This is a genomic window from Nioella sediminis (genome assembly GCF_001879695.1).
In the GTDB taxonomy this organism is placed as follows: domain Bacteria; phylum Pseudomonadota; class Alphaproteobacteria; order Rhodobacterales; family Rhodobacteraceae; genus Nioella; species Nioella sediminis.
The window spans coordinates 1-16,670 of sequence record NZ_MNBL01000156.1 but is presented as its reverse complement, the minus strand read 5'-3'; the positions used below and the strand labels follow the sequence as shown (position 1 = coordinate 16,670).

General features: G+C 64.5%; 16 protein-coding genes and 1 tRNA gene. 2 read left to right on the top strand and 15 right to left on the bottom strand.

Annotated features, from left to right (window positions below):
• The 3 genes from BKY26_RS17495 to gltX all read right to left on the bottom strand — a co-directional run bounded on the left by BKY26_RS17495 (window position 1) and on the right by gltX (window position 3,355).
• Window positions 1-459, bottom strand: a complete 459-nt coding sequence (locus tag BKY26_RS17495; protein ID WP_071691662.1) for a paraquat-inducible protein A — start codon at window positions 457-459, stop codon at window positions 1-3.
• Window positions 460-554: 95 nt separating this feature from the next.
• Window positions 555-1,847, bottom strand: coding sequence for a citrate synthase (gene gltA / locus BKY26_RS17490; protein ID WP_071691661.1), 1,293 nt, complete (start codon window positions 1,845-1,847; stop codon window positions 555-557).
• A 104-nt stretch (window positions 1,848-1,951) separates the two neighbouring features.
• Entirely contained in the window at window positions 1,952-3,355 is a 1,404-nt protein-coding gene (gene gltX / locus BKY26_RS17485; RefSeq protein WP_071691660.1) for a glutamate--tRNA ligase, read from the bottom strand.
• Between the two features lie 173 nt (window positions 3,356-3,528).
• Between gltX and BKY26_RS17480 the strand changes: the two genes are divergently transcribed.
• The gene (locus tag BKY26_RS17480) at window positions 3,529-5,592 is read left to right on the top strand and encodes a ComEC/Rec2 family competence protein (RefSeq protein WP_071691675.1); all 2,064 of its coding nucleotides are present in this window, start codon (window positions 3,529-3,531) and stop codon (window positions 5,590-5,592) included.
• Window positions 5,593-5,833: 241 nt separating this feature from the next.
• Here the strand turns inward: BKY26_RS17480 and lexA are convergent, their stop codons facing one another.
• The 8 genes from lexA to BKY26_RS17440 form a co-directional block, all read right to left on the bottom strand.
• Window positions 5,834-6,526 (bottom strand): transcriptional repressor LexA, encoded by a 693-nt coding sequence (gene lexA, locus BKY26_RS17475; protein WP_071691659.1) that lies wholly within the window; start codon window positions 6,524-6,526, stop codon window positions 5,834-5,836.
• A gap of 79 nt (window positions 6,527-6,605) precedes the next feature.
• Window positions 6,606-7,790, bottom strand: coding sequence for a molybdopterin molybdotransferase MoeA (locus tag BKY26_RS17470; protein ID WP_071691658.1), 1,185 nt, complete (start codon window positions 7,788-7,790; stop codon window positions 6,606-6,608).
• Window positions 7,787-8,680 carry a GIY-YIG nuclease family protein gene (locus BKY26_RS17465; RefSeq protein ID WP_071691657.1) on the bottom strand — a complete coding sequence of 298 codons (894 nt, stop codon included), beginning with the start codon at window positions 8,678-8,680 and terminating at the stop codon, window positions 7,787-7,789. The genes BKY26_RS17470 and BKY26_RS17465 overlap by 4 nt, the downstream gene beginning before the upstream one ends.
• Window positions 8,677-9,156, bottom strand: a complete 480-nt coding sequence (gene moaC, locus BKY26_RS17460) for a cyclic pyranopterin monophosphate synthase MoaC (RefSeq protein WP_071691656.1) — start codon at window positions 9,154-9,156, stop codon at window positions 8,677-8,679. The genes BKY26_RS17465 and moaC overlap by 4 nt, the downstream gene beginning before the upstream one ends.
• Window positions 9,156-9,965 (bottom strand): indole-3-glycerol phosphate synthase TrpC, encoded by an 810-nt coding sequence (gene trpC / locus BKY26_RS17455; RefSeq protein WP_071691655.1) that lies wholly within the window; start codon window positions 9,963-9,965, stop codon window positions 9,156-9,158. The genes moaC and trpC overlap by 1 nt, the downstream gene beginning before the upstream one ends.
• On the bottom strand, window positions 9,962-10,633 hold the full coding sequence (locus BKY26_RS17450; RefSeq protein ID WP_071691654.1) for a uracil-DNA glycosylase: 672 nt from the start codon (window positions 10,631-10,633) through the stop codon (window positions 9,962-9,964). Before BKY26_RS17450 ends, trpC begins: the two co-directional genes overlap by 4 nt.
• Window positions 10,634-10,740: 107 nt before the next feature.
• Entirely contained in the window at window positions 10,741-11,757 is a 1,017-nt protein-coding gene (gene trpD, locus BKY26_RS17445) for an anthranilate phosphoribosyltransferase (protein ID WP_071691653.1), read from the bottom strand.
• The gene (locus BKY26_RS17440; protein WP_071691652.1) at window positions 11,754-12,350 is read right to left on the bottom strand and encodes an aminodeoxychorismate/anthranilate synthase component II; all 597 of its coding nucleotides are present in this window, start codon (window positions 12,348-12,350) and stop codon (window positions 11,754-11,756) included. Before BKY26_RS17440 ends, trpD begins: the two co-directional genes overlap by 4 nt.
• A gap of 176 nt (window positions 12,351-12,526) precedes the next feature.
• Here BKY26_RS17440 and BKY26_RS17435 point away from each other — a divergent pair, with 176 nt between their 5' ends.
• A complete protein-coding gene (locus BKY26_RS17435) occupies window positions 12,527-13,852 on the top strand; it encodes a polysaccharide deacteylase family 2 protein (RefSeq protein WP_071691651.1) in 1,326 nt (441 codons plus the stop codon).
• A gap of 115 nt (window positions 13,853-13,967) precedes the next feature.
• On the opposite strand, the gene rpsI is transcribed toward BKY26_RS17435, so the two are convergent.
• The 4 genes from rpsI to BKY26_RS17415 all read right to left on the bottom strand — a co-directional run bounded on the left by rpsI (window position 13,968) and on the right by BKY26_RS17415 (window position 16,457).
• Entirely contained in the window at window positions 13,968-14,462 is a 495-nt protein-coding gene (gene rpsI / locus BKY26_RS17430) for a 30S ribosomal protein S9 (protein WP_071691650.1), read from the bottom strand.
• A 4-nt stretch (window positions 14,463-14,466) separates the two neighbouring features.
• On the bottom strand, window positions 14,467-14,925 hold the full coding sequence (gene rplM, locus BKY26_RS17425; protein ID WP_071691649.1) for a 50S ribosomal protein L13: 459 nt from the start codon (window positions 14,923-14,925) through the stop codon (window positions 14,467-14,469).
• Between the two features lie 509 nt (window positions 14,926-15,434).
• Window positions 15,435-15,509: transfer RNA gene (locus BKY26_RS17420), tRNA-Asn, on the bottom strand.
• Between the two features lie 69 nt (window positions 15,510-15,578).
• Window positions 15,579-16,457, bottom strand: coding sequence for an MBL fold metallo-hydrolase (locus BKY26_RS17415; protein ID WP_131541929.1), 879 nt, complete (start codon window positions 16,455-16,457; stop codon window positions 15,579-15,581).
• Window positions 16,458-16,670: the final 213 nt, after the last annotated feature.

The window sequence follows — 16,670 nt, the reverse complement described above, 5'->3', positions numbered from 1 at the left end:
TTAGCCCAAGCCCCCGCGCTTGGCCAGTGCCGAGGTGGCCAGGCTGATCCCGAAACTGGCCAGCACACAGCCGGTGAAGAGCCACAGCCCCCACGCGGTTTCCACCCGGCCCACGCCAACACCCTTGGCCAGTGTGATATAGATGGCAATCAGGAACACATCCGCCATGGCGAGCTTGCCAAGCGCGGTGAGCGGGGCCAGCAGACGGCTGTCGGTCATGCGGAAATGGATCAGCGCCAGCCCTGCCGTCTTCAGAATGGGCGCGACAATGGCAAAGAGCGCAACGACCAGCGCCAGCAGCACGTCCTCCTCCCACAGCGCCATAACGCCGGACAAAACCGATATCTCGTTTAGTCCGAAGAGCGGCAACAGCCCCGCCCGCATCAGGGGTGCGACCCAGGCCAGAGGGAACAGAACCAGCAGAGACAGGTTCAGTGCGGTCAGGATTATCCGTGTCATTCCGGGCAGATGGGGCAGAGGGCCGCGACGCGCAAGGGCGGGATGCGGAAAGGCCGCCCCGTGGGACGGCCTTTCGAAATCGTGCGAGGCACCGCTCAGCGGTTCTCGATATCCGTGTATTCGCGGTAGGTGGCCCCGGTATAGAGCTGGCGCGGACGGCCGATCTTGCCTTTCGGGTCGGCGATCATCTCTTTCCACTGGGAAATCCAGCCGACAGTCCGCGACAGGGCGAAGATCGGGGTGAACATCGAGGTGGGGAAGCCCATGGCCTCCAGGATGATGCCGGAATAGAAATCCACGTTCGGGAAAAGCTTCTTCTCGGAGAAATACTCGTCCTCCAACGCGATGCGTTCCAGTTCCTTGGCGACCTGCAGCAGCGGGTTGTTTTCAACGCCCAGAAGGTCCAGCACCTCGTCCGCCGATTTCTTCATCACCGTCGCGCGCGGATCGAAGTTCTTGTAGACCCGGTGGCCGAAGCCCATCAGGCGGAAGGGGTCGTTCTTGTCCTTGGCCCGCGCGATATATTCGGGGATGCGGTCAACAGTGCCGATTTCTTTCAGCATCTCCAGACAGGCCTGGTTGGCGCCGCCATGGGCGGGGCCCCAAAGGCAGGCGATACCGGCGGCGATACAGGCGAACGGGTTGGCGCCCGACGATCCGGCCAGACGCACGGTCGAGGTGGACGCGTTCTGTTCGTGATCCGCATGCAGGGTAAAGATCCGGTCCATCGCGCGGCTCAGGATCGGGTCGGGCTGGTATTCCTCTGCCGGGACGGCGAAGCACATGCGCAGGAAGTTGGTGGCATAGTCGCAATCGTTGCGCGGATAGACGAAGGGCTGACCGATCGAGTATTTATAGGCCATCGCGGCAATGGTCGGCAGCTTGGCGATCAGGCGGATCGAAGCGACCTCGCGCTGCCACGGGTCCGAGATGTCGGTGGAGTCGTGGTAGAAGGCCGACATCGCGCCGACAACGCCCACCATCGTGGCCATCGGATGCGCATCGCGCCGGAACCCGCGGAAGAAGTTGTGCATCTGTTCATGCACCATCGTGTGACGGGTCACGCGATCTTCAAAATCTTCCAACTGGGTCGCGGTCGGCAGCTCACCATACAGCAGCAGATAGCACACTTCGAGGTAATGCGATTTCTCCGCCAACTGGTCGATCGGATAGCCGCGATGCAGCAGCACGCCCGCATCGCCGTCGATATAGGTGATGGTGGATTCGCAGGCCGAGGTCGAGGTGAAGCCGGGATCGTGAGTGAAGACGCCCGCCTGACCGTAGAGCTTGCCGATGTCGATCACGTCGGGGCCGACACTGGGCGAGTGCATTGGCAGCTCGAATGTCTTGTTGTCGAACGTGAGCGTCGCGGTTCTTTTGTCTGCCATCCTGAGTCCCTCTTCAAAAAGCCTGCCCGATGGGGTCATCAGGCGGTGTTCAGGGACCGGTTGCCCGGGCCCCTCTATTCGCAGGCAGCCACGACACACTCAGGTCATTCGGCTGCGGCCTCCGTCAGGCGGGCAAGTGTCTCCTCCCGGCCGATGACGAGCATCATGTCGAAAACGCTCGGGCTGACGGGGCGGCCTGCCAACGCGGCCCTCAGGGCCGGTGCAAGCTTGCCCAGTTTCAGATCGTGGCGTTCGGCCACTTCGGAAACTGTCGCCTCCAGCGTGTCGCGTGTCCAGCTAGCATTTTGCAACTGCGGCGTCAATTCTGCCAGTATACCACGGGATACATCTGTCAGCGCGGCCAGCGACTTCTCATCCCGATCCAATGGGCGTTCCGTCAAGACAAAGTGCGCCTTTTCAAGGAGTTGAGGAAGTGACTTTGCCCGATCCTTGAGGCAATACATCGCAGCGGCCAGCCCGTCTTTCTGCGCCTGCGAAAGCGCGGGTTGCTGCGTTGCCACCAAGAAACGCTCGATTTCAGACACCAAATCGTCATCGGCCATGGCCCCGATATGATGGCTGGCCACATGTTCGAGCTTCTTGAAATCAAGCCGCGCGGGCGATTTGCCGATTCCCTTCAGGTCGAACCACTCTTTCGCCTGATCGTCGCTGAACAGCTCATCATCCCCATGGCTCCAGCCAAGCCGCGCCAGATAGTTGCGCATCGCGGCGGGCGGGTAGCCCATGGCGGCATATTCCTCGACCCCGAGAGCGCCGTGCCGTTTGGACAGTTTCTTTCCATCGGGCCCGTGGATCAGCGGGATATGCGCCCAGACCGGTTCCGGCCAGCCCATGGCATGATAGATCTGCGCCTGACGGGCGGCGTTGTTCAGGTGATCGTCACCCCGGATCACATGGGTCACGCCCATGTCATGATCGTCCACCACAACCGCATGCATATAGGTGGGCGTCCCATCCGAGCGCAGCAGGATCATATCGTCGAGCTGGTCGTTGCGGATCGTGACATCGCCCTGCACCTGATCGCGGATCACCGTCACGCCTTCACGCGGGGCTTTCAGCCGGATCACATAGGGCGCGTCAGGGTGGTCGGCCTCCGCCACATCGCGCCACGGGCTGAGGAAAAGGGTCGAGCGGCCCTCGGCCTTGGCCGCCTCGCGGAAAGCCTGAATCTCCTCCTGCGTGGCGAAGCATTTATAGGCGTGACCTGCCGCAAGCATCTCTCGCGCCACCTCGGCATGGCGGTCGCAGCGGGCGAATTGGCTGATCGGTTCGCCGTCCCAGTCCAACCCGAGCCAGGTCAGCCCGTTCAGAATGGCCTGCGTTGCCTCGGGGGTGGAGCGTTCCCGGTCGGTATCCTCGATGCGCAGCAGGAAGGTGCCGCCCCGGCCGCGCGCATAGAGCCAGTTGAACAGCGCCGTCCGCGCGCCGCCGATATGCAGGAAGCCCGTGGGCGAGGGGGCGAAGCGGGTCACGACATCAGAGGTCATCGAAGGTCCTTTCCGGGGCACGTGGGCCCAAGCGGGGCGCCGCGCGTTAACAGTTTGGCAACCATGAGGCCGCACAGTCATCTGCGCGCAGGTTTAGGCAAGCCCGGAAGGGGTGGCAAGTGCGGCTGTGGCACTGGTTGAATGCGGTCCAGCAGGGCCAGCGGGGCTATCTGATGCCCTGGTCCCCGGTCTTTTTCGGGATCGGGGTGGCGATGTATTTCGCCCTGCCGGTGGAACCGGGACGCATGGCGTATGGCCTGGCCGGGGCGGCGGCCCTTCTGGCCGCGTTCCTTGGCCGATGGCGACGCGAAACGCTTGGGCCTTTGGCGACCGCGGTGCTGCTTGTCGCGCTCGGGCTTTGCACGGCGGGCTTGCGGACGGCTCAGGTGGCGGGGCCGGTTCTGGGATTTCGCTACTATGGCCCCATCGAAGGGCGGATCGTGGTGGTGGACCGGTCCGCTTCGGACCGGTTGCGCCTGACGCTGGATCGGGTCGTGCTGGCCGACACCGACCCCGACCGCGTGCCCCGGCGGGTACGCGTCTCGCTTCACGGTGACCAGCCGTTCCTGACGCCGGAACCCGGTGCGCGTGTTGCCCTGACCGGCCATCTGTCGCCCCCGGAAGGACCGGGAGAGCCCGGTGGTTTCGACTTCCAGCGACACGCCTGGTTCCTGTCCATCGGCGCGGTCGGATATACCCGCAATCCAGCCCTCCTGCTGGAACCGCGCCCGGAGCGCGTCCTGCCGCTGTTGCATCTGCGCATGCGGCTGTCCCGTGCGATACAGGAGCGGATCACTGGCGAACCCGGCGCCTTCGCCGCTGCCGTCATGACCGGAGACCGCTCCGGCATATCGACCGAAACGCTGGAGACCCTGCGGCGCACCAATATCGCCCATCTTCTGGCCATTTCCGGCCTGCATATGGGATTGCTGATCGGTTTCGTCTTTCTGTGCCTGCGCTCCTGCCTGTCGCTGATCCCGCCGCTTGCCCTGCGTATCCCCACCAAGAAGATCGCCGCCGTCGGGGCCTTGGCCGCCGGGGCCTTCTACCTCGCCGTGGCAGGGGGCAACGTCGCCACCGAACGCGCCTTCATTCAGGTGGCAGTGATGTTCACGGCGGTTCTGCTGGACCGGCGCGCCGTTACCTTGCGCTCGGTCGCCATAGCGGCGCTGATCGTTCTGGCGCATCGCCCCGACTCCCTGCTTGGCCCCGGATTCCAGATGAGTTTCGCCGCCACGACCGCACTGGTGGCGGTCTTCACCGGCATGTCCCGCGTCGAGCGGCTGCGCGCGTGGCCTGCATGGGCGCGCTGGCTGCTTGGGCTGGTCCTGTCCTCTGGTGTGGCGGGGCTGGCAACGGCCCCCTTCGCGGCGGCGCATTTCAACATGCTGGCATCCTACGGGCTGGCCGCAAACCTGCTGACGGTGCCTGTCATGGGCAGCCTCGTGGTTCCCGCGGCGGTGGTGGCCATGTTGCTCTGGCCTCTCGGGTTGGAGGTCCTTGCCTTCCGGGTGATGGAGGCGGGGCTGGTCTGGATCCTTGCCGTGGCCGAGCGCATCTCGGGCATGGAGGGCGCGGTTCGGACCATCAAGATGCCCCCGGCGGAGGTGTTGCCGCTGCTGACCCTCGGGGCGCTGGTCGTGATCCTGTGGCAAGGGCGCGGACGCTGGACGGGACTTGCCCCGGCGGCGCTGGCGCTTCTGCTCTGGTCGGGCGGAGAGCGCCCGTCGTTGTTGATTTCACCCTCGGGGCGGCTGGTCGGGATGATGACCGAGGAGGGGCGTGCGCTCAGCCGTGCGCGGGGTGACGGTTTCGTCGCGGGGCTGTGGCTGGAAAATGACGGTGATGGCGCGGATCAGGCCGGGGGTTTTGCGCGTCCGGCCTGGGGTGCGGACGGGGCCGGGCAGGCGGTGGAGATCGGCGGGTTGTCCCTGTGGCACGGGGTCGGGCGCCGGGCTGCGCGGGATCTTGCCCGAGCCTGCGCCGTGCATGACTGGGTGATCACCTCCGAGCGGTCGGAAAGCGGGCTTGGGGGTGTCACGGACTTTGGACTGGGCGTGAGGTCAGGGGCGGCCATGGCCGACAGAAGCAGGGAGGGCGCGGCCTGTGTCATGATCGGCCCGGACATCCTGTCGCAAACCGGGGCCATCGCACTTGCGGCGGGGGAGAATGGGCTGCGGGTTGTCACGGCCCGTGCATTGCAGGGGCGGCGTCCCTGGGTGCCGACATCCCGCTGACCAACGGGGTGCCCGCGCGGATCTCCGCGATGGGTCATCGGCCACCAGTCCCAGGGTCTTCGGTTCAGCACCGAACCCTGCCACATGTCCGTGGCAACGCGGATCGACGAGGCCTCCGGCGTCAGCCGGGGGTTGAGGAGGGCCGCTCTCGGGTCGACGCGCGATGCGCGGCGAAACCCCGGGGAAGGCAAAGCGCAGGAAAGAAGACAACAGCGCCGGTCAGACCGGCCTGAAAGACGGATCAATAGGTGCGGATCAGCCCGACAAGCTTGCCCTGCACCTTGACCTGATCGTCGCGCAGCATCCGGGTTTGATAGGCGGGGTTGGCCGCTTCCAGCGCGATCATGTTGCCTTTCTTGCGGAACCGTTTCAGCGTCGCTTCATAGCCTTCGACAAGCGCCACGACGATATCGCCATTATCAGCGGTCGAGCCTTCCTCGATCACCACGATGTCGCCCTCGTTGATCCCGGCCTCGATCATCGAGTCGCCCTTCACCTCCAGCGCGTAATGCGATTTGCCCGATCCCAGCATCTGCTGGGGCACGGCCACATGGGTGGACACCTCGCTGATCGCCTCAATGGGCGTCCCGGCGGCGATGCGTCCCATCACCGGCAGGTCGATGGCAGAGGCGGCGGCCACGGGGCGCGCGTCGCGGGGCGGATCGGCGCGGCTGCCTTCGATCACGCGGGGGGTGAAGCCGCCCAGTTTGGTTTCCAGGCTTTCAGGCAGTTTCACGATCTCGATCGCGCGCGCCCTGTGGGCCAGCCGCCGGATGAAACCGCGTTCCTCCAGCGCCGTGATCAACCGGTGGATGCCGGATTTCGAGCGCAGGTCCAGCGCATCCTTCATTTCGTCGAACGAAGGCGGCACCCCGTCACGCTGCATGCGGCGGTGAATAAGCTCCAGCAGGTCCAGCTGCTTCTTGGTCAGCATCGCAGGGCTCCCCTAACGGAAATCACGTCTGTTCGGGGAATGTTCTACCGCTGTTCCCGCTTCGTGTCAACATCTTGGGTCAGAGTCGCAAGATATCCACAAGCGCCCCGGCTTTGAGCGGACCTGCCGAGGGGGGGTAGATCATAAGCGCATCGGCGCGGGACAGGACGCTGAGCAGCGAGGAATCCTGACGCGGGTCCGGTGATACCCGCGGAAACCGGCCGCCCGGCTGCAACACCGCGCGCATGTAGTGTTCACGCGGGCCGTTCTGCGGCAGGTCCACCGCCAGTTCCGCCGTTTCACGCGGGGCAGGGGCCTTGCCCAGACCCAGCATCGCCCGGATCATCGGCACAAGAAAAATCTGCCCACAGACCATGGCAGACACCGGGTTGCCGGGCAGGCCGAGCAGCGCCGCCTTGCCCATGCGCCCCGCCATCAGCGGCTTGCCGGGTCTGAGCGCCACCTTGTAGAAACTCCGCTCCAGCCCCTCAGCAGCAGCCACCCGCGCCACAAGGTCATGATCGCCCACAGACGCGCCGCCGATGGTCACGATGATATCGGCATCGGCTGCCAGTTTCAGCGTGCTGGCGAGACTCTCGACCGTGTCGCGCGCAATCGGCAGCAGGCGGGCATGCGCCCCGGCAGCCTCCGCCAGCGCCTTCAACCCATAGGAATTCGAGGCCACGATCTGGTCAGGCCGCGGGGTGTCGCCGGGCTGCACCAGCTCATCGCCGGTGGCAATCAGCGCCACGACGGGTTTGCGGGTGACGGGCAGGGTGGGCAGGTTCATGGCGGCGGCCAGCGCCAGATCGGCGGGGCGCAGGATGCGCGGGGCGTCCAGCGCGTCGCCGGTCAGAAAATCGCCGCCAGCGGGGCGGATATTGGTCTGGTGATCCAGCCGGTCGCCCAGGGTGATCACATCGCCCTCGCGCGTCACATCCTCCTGGATGATCACCCGCGCCACACCGTCCGGCACCGGCGCCCCGGTAAAGATGCGCACCGCCTGTCCGTCGCCAAGTTGGCCGTTCCAGACATGACCCGCCGCCGCCTCTCCGATCACGTCGAAACGATCACCGGGCCGGGGAGCCTCTGCCGTCACCGCGTAGCCATCCATCGCCGAGGCGGCAAAAGGCGGCTGATCCCTCCGCGCAGTCGCCGCCCGCGCCAGAACCCGGCCATTGGCGTTGATCAACGGCACCTCTTCGCAGGGTAGCGGATCGGCTAGCGCCAGACAGGCGGCGAGGGCCTCATCAACGGTGATCATCGCGGTGCCCTTTCGAGTTGCTCCGCTTCCCAATCGGCATAGGTCTGTCGAGTTCGTTCGTGAATCCATTCCTTCGGGCCGCTCGAAGAAACCCCCAAAACAAAGTCGCTAGCACCTGATGGACTGTTGAACGCGTAGTCTTTTAGCAGTTCTTCATAATTCTCGTGGACTTTGATATCGCCTGATGAATGCAGCGTCTGACGATGTTTTAGCGTCCCTTTTAAGTAGTCTGGAATCTGTTCTGTCGGACGAATTCTGGCGCCAGCGAGAACAACCAGCTCTCCGTCAACGACACGCATTCGCGCCTGGATCTCTCGATTCTGACGAGAAACCATGAACTCTACATCCATGCTTGAAGGAGTATGCGTAGACTGTGCAGTGGTCCCACGTCGGTTGTCATGAAGCAGGTCCACCCTGATCGCAGGAAGCACCATGTCCAGCATCGAAAGAAAGCTCTCCATGTTTGCGGCTGATGCTTCGTTCAAGCTCGAGCGAGGTGGGATGTTTCCATTGTCCAATCGGTAAGTACCTGTAGCGGAAGCTTTTTCCACGATACGAGATTCCAAGTACTTTACGTGAGCCTTGTTTAGTGCATCGCCTTTTGTCGTAATGATCACGACCTCGGACCACCAGTTCCGAATGCGTAGATGCTCTCGGATCCGAGTGGAAAGCATCTCTGCTTCTCCGACATAAGCCAGGGGACCGTCTTCATCGGCCCCGAGAAGCAAGTAGACGCCCGTCTGGGAAGCTTCGGGCCTTTGAATACCCTCTGCCAGCTGTGTACGCGGAATGCGCAGGACATGTCCGGTCCAGTTGAATACCTCCGCCGTCAGCATCCCATCGGGTTTACCATCGACAAAATAGAGTTCCAGTGACCGGCCTGCCGTCATCCCTGCGCCTCATACCTCCCGGATTTTCCGCCCTCTTTCAGCAGCAGGCGGATGCCGGTGATTTCCATTGATTTATCAACGGCCTTCACCATGTCGTAGACGGTCAGCGCGGCGGTGGAGACGGCGGTCAGGGCCTCCATTTCGACCCCGGTCTGGCCGCCGGTCTTGACGGTGGCCACGATGCGGATACCGGGCAAGTCGGCCACGGGCTCCAGCTCCAGCGCGACTTTGGTGATCGGCAGGGGATGGCAGAGCGGGATAAGGTCCGATGTCTTCTTGGCCCCCATGATCCCCGCCAGCCGTGCGACTCCCAGAACATCGCCCTTCTTCGCTTCGCCACCGGTGATGGCCGCAAGTGTCTCGGGCGTCATCCGCACGAAGCCCTCGGCCACCGCGACCCGAGCCGTTACCGGCTTGTCCGAGACATCGACCATATGGGCCTGCCCCTCGGCGTCGAAATGGGTGAGACCCGCCATCACTGCGCAGCCCGCAAAGGGTTGGCCAGAAGCGTCCGAGTAGCGGTTTCCACATCCTCCTGCCGCATCAGGCTTTCGCCGATCAGGAAGCAGCGGCTGCCGTACATGGCGATATCGGACAGGTCCTTGGGTGTGTTCAGCCCGGATTCGGACACCACCATCCTGTCGCCAGGAATGCGGCGCACCAGCGTCTTTGTCACGTCTAGCGAGGTGACGAAGGTATTGAGGTCGCGGTTGTTGATGCCGATCATGCGGGATTTCAGCGTCAGGGCGCGGTCCAATTCCGCGCCATCATGCACTTCAATCAGCGCATCCATACCCCACCGGGTGGCGGCGTCTTCCAGCTCTTCCGCCTGAGCGTCGGAGACGCTGGCCATGATGATCAGGATGCAATCGGCCCCGAGCGCGCGGGCCTCGGCCACCTGGTAGGGATCGTAAAGGAAATCCTTACGCAGAACCGGCAGAGACACGGCGGCGCGGGCGGCAACGAGATACTCGTCGGCCCCCTGAAAGGAGGGCGTGTCGGTCAGGACAGACAGGCAGGTCGCGCCCCCGGCCTCATAGGCGCGGGCCAGCGCGGGCGGGTCGAAATCGGCGCGGATGAGGCCCTTGGAGGGGCTGGCCTTCTTGACCTCGGCAATCAGCCCGTAGCCTTCGCGCGACGCAATGCTGAGTGCTTCTGCGAAGGGGCGAACCGGCGGCGCGTCCTCTGCGGCGGCTTCCACGGCGGCCATGGGCCGGGCGGCTTTGCGGGCGGCCACGTCTTCCAGCTTGTAGGCCTTGATCTTGTCGAGAATGCTTGTGGTCATGTCGGTCCCGGGTCCGTCCAGTTGATGGGCGTCAGCCCTTGCGTTTGTAACCAGTTATTCGCGCGAGAGAAGGGGCGCGCGCCAAAAAAGCCCCGATGCGCGGAAAGGGGCGAGGGGTGCGGGGCTTCCAGCTTGAGATTGCGCTCTGCCGAGACGTCTTTGGCGGCTTTCTGCGCGGGCTTGCCCCAGAGCATGTAGACGCGGGGTAGGCCGTCGCTGGAGAGATGGTCCAACACCTGTCCTGTCAGCCGCTGCCAGCCCAGTTTCGCATGGCCATTGGCCTCGCCTGCGGGCACGGTCAGGACGGTGTTGAGAAGCAGAACGCCCTGCGCGGCCCAGAACCGCAAGTCGGCATTGGGCGGGCAGGCTCCCAGATCGGCCTGCATCTCCTTGTAGATATTGGCCAGCGAGCGGGGCAGCGGGCGCACATGCGGTTCTGCCGAGAAGGCGAACCCATGGGCGTGGCCGGGGGTCGGGTATGGGTCCTGGCCGAGGATGACGACCTTTGTCGCGTCCGGCGGGCAGGCTTCCAATGCGGCAAAGACCTGCGCCGGGGTGGGGAGCCAGTTTCGAGGTTCAGCGGTCAAAGCGGCTTCTAAGCCGCTTATGTCGCGCGCGAAGAATGGCAGGTTGGCCCAAGACCCCAGATGAGACAGATCGAAACGCATGGGTCAGGGGGTAACGTGTGAGGCCGGGCGGGGACAAGGGTTTTCGAAAACCCTTCCAACGCGGTTTCGAAACCGCGTTCTGCGCCCCCTTTGCGGGCCGGTGCGACTCAGGCCGCCGATGTGACCCTGGCCAGTGTTTCCACCGCCTTCAGCGCCACGCCGGAATCAATGCTTTCAGCCGCTTTTTCCACGCCGTCAGGCAACCCGTCGACCACGCCAGCCACCAGCAGGGCCGCCGCCGCGTTCAGCAACACCGCATCGCGATAGGCCCCGCCTTCACCGGACAGAAGCGCCCGGAACGCCACGCCGTTCTCCTCGGGCGTGCCGCCGAGGATCGCTTCGAACGGATGCACGGGCAGGCCCGCATCGGCGGGGGTGATCTCGAACTCCTCGATCTTGCCATCCTTCAGCGCCGCCACGGCGGATGGACCCGCAATCGACAGCTCATCGGTGCCGTCCGATCCGTGGACCAGCCACGCGGCCTCGGACCCCAAAGCGCCCAGAACCTCGGCCATGGGTCGAATGAGCCACGGCGCGAAAGCCCCGGTCAGCTGGCGTTTGACACCGGCGGGGTTGGTCAGCGGCCCCAGCACATTGAACAGCGTGCGCGTGCCAAGCTGCTGGCGGGTCGGCATCACATGGGCAATCGCCGGGTGATGCATGGGCGCCATCATGAAGCCGATTCCTGCTTCTTTCAGTGCTTTCTCCACCACCGGCGCACCGACCATCACCTTGACGCCCATCTGCCCGAGCGCATCCGCAGCCCCGGACTTGGAACTGAGGTTCCGGTTGCCATGCTTGGCCACAGGCACCCCCGCGCCTGCCACCACGAAGGCCGTAGCGGTCGAGATGTTCAGCGTACCCTTGCCGTCACCGCCGGTTCCGACGATATCCATTGCGCCCTCGGGCGCGTGCACAGCCACGCATTTGCCGCGCATCACCTTGGCGGCGGCGGCGATCTCCTCGACCGTCTCTCCCCGCACGCGCATCGCCATCAGCATCGCACCGATCTGGGCGTCCGTCGCCTCGCCATCGAAGAGCAGGCCGAACGCCGTCTCGGCCTCTTCCGCTGTCAGGCTGCGCTCGGCCACGGCGGCGATCAGGGGTTTCATCTGGTCGCTCATGCCGGTTCCTCCGTCAGGGCGCCGGGAACGGTTTTCAGGAAGCTTTTCAGCATGGCATGCCCATGTTCGGAGCGAATGCTTTCGGGGTGGAACTGCACGCCTTCAATCGGCAATTCCTTGTGGCGCAGCCCCATGATGGTGCCATCCTCAAGCCAGGCGGTCACCTCCAGGCAGTCCGGCAGGCTCTCTCGTTCCACGACCAGCGAATGATACCGTGTGCCCAGAAGCGGCGAGGGCAGGCCCGAGAAGACGCCTTCGCCTGCGTGATGGATTTCCCCCATCTTGCCATGCACGATCTCGTGGCAGCGCACCACCTTGCCGCCAAAGGCCTCGCCAATGGTCTGGTGACCCAGGCAGACGCCCAGAAGCGGCGTGCCGGTTTCGGCGGCGGCGGCGGTCAGCGACAGGCAGATCCCCGCCTGCGCCGGATCGCAGGGGCCGGGGCTCAGCACGATCCCGGCGGGGTTGAGCGCCATCGCCTGCTGCACATCCAGCGCATCGTTGCGCACCACATGCGGCACGCATCCCAGCTCGCCCAGGTAATGCACCAGATTATAGGTGAAACTGTCGTAATTATCGATGAGCAGAAGCATGCCCGTGGGTCCTCGTCGCAAAAAGGGGTGCGCCTTGCCCGCGCGCCGGGTTATACATGCGCAGGGCCGCGGGGCATGGTCAACCCATGCACCCACAGAACGGCCACTGGCTGGGGCTATTTGGATGTGAAGCGTTCCGTTCGGGGCGCAGGACATGTATCGAGAGGGTGAAAGACATGGGCAGAGGTCTGATTTCAGGTCTGATCTGGGGTGCGTTCATCGCCATCATCGGGGCGGCGATTTTGTCGCTCGGGCTGCCTTTGCCCGATCGTCCGCAGCAGGGCCAACCCACGCCGCAGCAGGTGTCGGAACTGCCCGCAGTCTCGGTAGAACCGACCGAAACGCCAGATTCCATGCCAGAGGCCGCGCCGATGGAAGCGGACGCGCCCGATGCTGCCCCGGCGACCGGGCAGGGCACCGCATCGCAACCAGCCTCGGAAATTCCGCTGCCCGCAGGGTCCGAGTTCAACCGCCCGCCAGAGGAAACCGCCGCCGCCCTGCCGGGGATCGACACTGCCCCCGCCGGTGCGCCGCAGGCCATCACCGCCCTGCCCACGCCGACCGGGCCAAGCCTGCCCGACACCGCACCCGCCCCGCAGCCCGAGGCGATGGACAGCCTTCAGGCCCCCTCCGCCGCGCCGACGCTCGGCACCCCGGTGGCGTCGCCCTCGGCCACGCTCGACCCCTCGCCGCCGGTGGCAGAGGAACAGCCCGCGCCGCTTGGCCTACCGCAGATCGAGACCGGCCCCGAGGCACAGACAGAAACAGCCCCGCTTGGCCGCCCTCTCCAGCCCGTCGAAACGGGCGACGCAGCCGAGTCCGATGCGCCCCGCAGGGCCATCGACGCCTTCGCCACGCCCTTCGACGCCGAGGAATCCCGCCCCTTGATGGCGGTGATCCTGATCGACGATCCCTCGTTTCCGCTTGGCCGCGACGCACTGACCCGCTTTGATTTCCCGGTCGCCTTCGCCATCGACCCGCGCCGCCCCGATGCCGCCGAGGCCGCCGCCACCTATCGCGCCGCCGGGTTCGAAGTGCTGCTTCTGGCCGAGATTTTCACCGAAGACACTGAACCTGCGCAGGCGGAAGAGGTGCTGACGCGCGGATTTGACCGGCTGCCGGAAGCGGTGGCTGTGCTCGATACCACCGAGGGGGCGATCCAGGGGCGGCGCGAGTTGCTCGATGGGGTTGTCGAGGTGTTGGCAGAGACCGGCCACGGGCTGGTGGCCTATCCGCGCGGGCTGAACGCCGCCGAACAGACGGCGACCCGCGCCGCAGTTCCGGCGGCCACGCTCTTCCGCGAGATCGACAGCGAACGCGAACGCGCTACGGTCATCACCCGCTATCTCGATCGCGCCGCTTTTGCCGCCGGGCAGGAAGGGGGCGTGATCGTCGTGGGGCATACCTATTCCGACACGGTGACGGCACTGTTTTCCTGGGCACTTGGCAGCCGGTCCGAGGCGGTGGCGTTGGCCCCGGTCTCGGCGGTGCTGACGCGCTGACAGGGCAGGTTCTGTAAAGCCGATGCGCACGAAAAAAGGGCTGCAAAACGCGCATGAAAAAAAGGGCTGCAAAACATGCAGCCCTTTCGAATGGTCGCGATAGTCTTCCGCGCAATCAGCGCTTGGAGAACTGGAAGCTCCGGCGGGCCTTGCGGCGGCCGAATTTCTTGCGTTCCACCACGCGGCTGTCACGGGTCAGGAAGCCAGCCGCTTTCAGCGCGCCGCGCAGGGACGGCTCGTAGCGCTGCAGCGCCACCGAGATGCCGTGCTTGACCGCACCGGCCTGGCCGGACAGGCCGCCGCCCTTGACGGTGGCCATCACGTCGAACTGATCTTCACGACCGGCGACGGTGAAGGGCTGACGCAGGATCATCTGCAGCACCGGACGGGCGAAATAGGCGCTCATTTCCTTGCCGTTCACGGTGACCTTGCCGGACCCCGGCTTGATCCACACGCGGGCGACAGCGTCTTTCCGCTTGCCGGTGGCATAGGAACGGCCAAGCGCGTCGCGCTGCGGTTCACGAGGGGTTTCGAGGTCGATCGCGGGGGTGGCAGCGTCGCCACCGGCCACGGCCTGCAGCTCTTCGAGCGAGGTAATGGTTTCAGCCATGGTATCAGCTCCGCGTGTTCTTGGAGTTCATGGATTTCACATCCAGCACGGTGGGCTCCTGCGCCTCATGCGGATGTTCGGCACCGGCGTAGACGCGCAGGTTGGTCATCTGCTTGCGGCTCAGCGGGCCGCCGGGCAGCATGCGCTTGACAGCCTGCATGACCACGCGTTCGGGGTACTTGCCTTCCAGGATCTGGCCGGTGGTGCGGGACTTGATGCCGCCCGGGTGCCCGGTGTGCCAGTAGTTGGGTTTGTTGCGCTTGTTGCCCGTCAGCTGGATCTTGTCAGCATTGATGACGATCACGTTGTCACCCATATCCATGTGGGGGGTGAAGGACGCCTTGTGCTTGCCGCGCAGGCGCATGGCGATGATCGAGGCAAGACGGCCCAGAACAACGCCCTCGGCGTCGATCAGGATCCATTTCTTGTCGATATCCGCCGGGGTAGCGGTAAAGGTTTTCATCTGTCTTTTCCTTGCGGGGCCGGGGCCGATGCGACCCTCGGATCATCTCAAGAACGAACGAGGGGCGATGGCCCCCCGTCGGATGGGCGTGTTCTAACGATTTCCGGGGGCGGGTCAACAGCTAGTTTAAATTCAGGATTTAATTTTCTAATTTAAAAACAGATGCTTAATGATGTGGTATTATTTTACCCCACATGAGTGCCGGTCATTCTGGCTGATGTTGTCTGCCGATCTCTCAAGTCATGCATTTCAGCTTGGCGGGAAGCTGCCTGAGCCTGGGCGGGCGCAAGTGAGAGCGACAGAGCAATTCGACGGCACCGCGCCCGGCGCTTTCGCCCGAGCCGAAACCCGGGATGATCAACATCAGACCCGCAGTCTCTCGTCACGTAAGAGGGACCAACGGGGGACAGCTCAGCTGGAAATTCGTGACCATGCGCTCACAAGCGCCAAACACCCAATGAGCCACCTCGCTGAGGTGTCTCGTAAATCTCTGATCTACTTGGGATTTTTGGCTCCGGCGGTAGGGATCGAACCTACGACCAATTGATTAACAGTCAACTGCTCTACCGCTGAGCTACGCCGGAACTGGGGGGGATATAGCAATCTCGTTTTCGGGCGTCCAGAGGGTTTGCGGGAAAAAATGGAAGAAATCCTCATGCGGTGTGAAAGTGGGCGGAAATGGCGAGACTCGGATGTGCGCTGGCCATATTTCTTTCAACAAGATCAATCAGATGTGCCAGAACGTTGCGTTCGGCGACCGGCACGAGGCGTGTGTCGAGATCCGTGTAGATGCGGGCTGTCAGTTCGGCTGGGGTGGCCGGGCCCGATTGCAGCGCCGTCAGAATCTGCGCCTCGCGTCCGGCCCGGTGATCCAGCAGCTCCCGGCAGCGCAGGGCCGGATCCTGAACGGCCTCGCCATGGGCAGGGTAGTAGAGACGGTCACCGCGCGCGGCCAGCCGGGTCAGCGATCTGCGGAAGGCGGTGAGGTCGCCATCGGGGGGCGAGATCAGCGAGGTGGACCATCCCATGACCAGATCGCCGGAGAAGAGTGCTCCGTTCCAGGCGAATGACAGGTGGTTGGCCATGTGGCCCGGCGTGGACACAACCTCGATCTGCCAGCCGTCGCCGGTAATCACCTCGCCATCCGTGACCATCCGGTCGGGGGTGAACTCCCGGTCGACCCCCTCACCACCGCCGATCCCGCCCGCATCGGCCAGTTTCCGCATGGCGGGCGAGCGGCCCCATTCACTGGGACCGGCGGCCAGAACCGGTGCCCCCGTGACCTCGGACAGCGGGCGGGCGAGCGGGGAATGATCGAGATGCGAATGGGTGACGAGGATGTGGCTGATCCGCTGATCCGGCCCGAGCGCATCGAGGATCCTGTGCAGGTGGCTCTCGATCGCGGGGCCGGGGTCGATGACCGCGATGTCCCGTTCGCCCACCAGAAAGGTGTTGGTGCCATGCAGGGTCATGGGCGAGGGGTTCGGGGCGGTGATCCGGCGCAGGCCGGGTTCCAACAGGGTTGCGGTCATATCTCTTTCCTCTGCCCCGGTCGCGGGGTTAGATGGGGCCATGCAATGGGACTGGCTCAAACAATTCTTGCCGCGGGGGCTTTATGGCCGGGCCGCGCTGATCCTTGTTGTGCCCATCGTGTCATTGCAGCTTGTCGTGTCGGTGGCCTTCCTGCAACGCCATTTCGAGGATGTCACCTGGCAACTGACCTCGGCGCTTGGGCACGACCTGCG

Bases quoted from the DNA above. Each gene is read 5' to 3' on its own strand.
- lexA (WP_071691659.1), bottom strand. From the start codon at position 6,526: ATGCTGACCAAGAAGCAGCTGGACCTGCTGGAGCTTATTCACCGCCGC.
- BKY26_RS17480 (WP_071691675.1), top strand. From the start codon at position 3,529: ATGCCCTGGTCCCCGGTCTTTTTCGGGATCGGGGTGGCGATGTATTTC.
- moaC (WP_071691656.1), bottom strand. From the start codon at position 9,156: ATGGCGGGTCTCACCCATTTCGACGCCGAGGGGCAGGCCCATATGGTC.
- trpD (WP_071691653.1), bottom strand. From the start codon at position 11,757: ATGAGCGACCAGATGAAACCCCTGATCGCCGCCGTGGCCGAGCGCAGC.
- rplM (WP_071691649.1), bottom strand. From the start codon at position 14,925: ATGAAAACCTTTACCGCTACCCCGGCGGATATCGACAAGAAATGGATC.
- BKY26_RS17495 (WP_071691662.1), bottom strand. From the start codon at position 459: ATGACACGGATAATCCTGACCGCACTGAACCTGTCTCTGCTGGTTCTG.
- BKY26_RS17440 (WP_071691652.1), bottom strand. From the start codon at position 12,350: ATGCTTCTGCTCATCGATAATTACGACAGTTTCACCTATAATCTGGTG.
- gltA (WP_071691661.1), bottom strand. From the start codon at position 1,847: ATGGCAGACAAAAGAACCGCGACGCTCACGTTCGACAACAAGACATTC.
- BKY26_RS17470 (WP_071691658.1), bottom strand. From the start codon at position 7,790: ATGATCACCGTTGATGAGGCCCTCGCCGCCTGTCTGGCGCTAGCCGAT.
- trpC (WP_071691655.1), bottom strand. From the start codon at position 9,965: ATGACCACAAGCATTCTCGACAAGATCAAGGCCTACAAGCTGGAAGAC.
- BKY26_RS17465 (WP_071691657.1), bottom strand. From the start codon at position 8,680: ATGACGGCAGGCCGGTCACTGGAACTCTATTTTGTCGATGGTAAACCC.
- rpsI (WP_071691650.1), bottom strand. From the start codon at position 14,462: ATGGCTGAAACCATTACCTCGCTCGAAGAGCTGCAGGCCGTGGCCGGT.
- BKY26_RS17415 (WP_131541929.1), bottom strand. From the start codon at position 16,457: ATGACCGCAACCCTGTTGGAACCCGGCCTGCGCCGGATCACCGCCCCG.
- BKY26_RS17450 (WP_071691654.1), bottom strand. From the start codon at position 10,633: ATGCGTTTCGATCTGTCTCATCTGGGGTCTTGGGCCAACCTGCCATTC.
- gltX (WP_071691660.1), bottom strand. From the start codon at position 3,355: ATGACCTCTGATGTCGTGACCCGCTTCGCCCCCTCGCCCACGGGCTTC.
- BKY26_RS17435 (WP_071691651.1), top strand. From the start codon at position 12,527: ATGGGCAGAGGTCTGATTTCAGGTCTGATCTGGGGTGCGTTCATCGCC.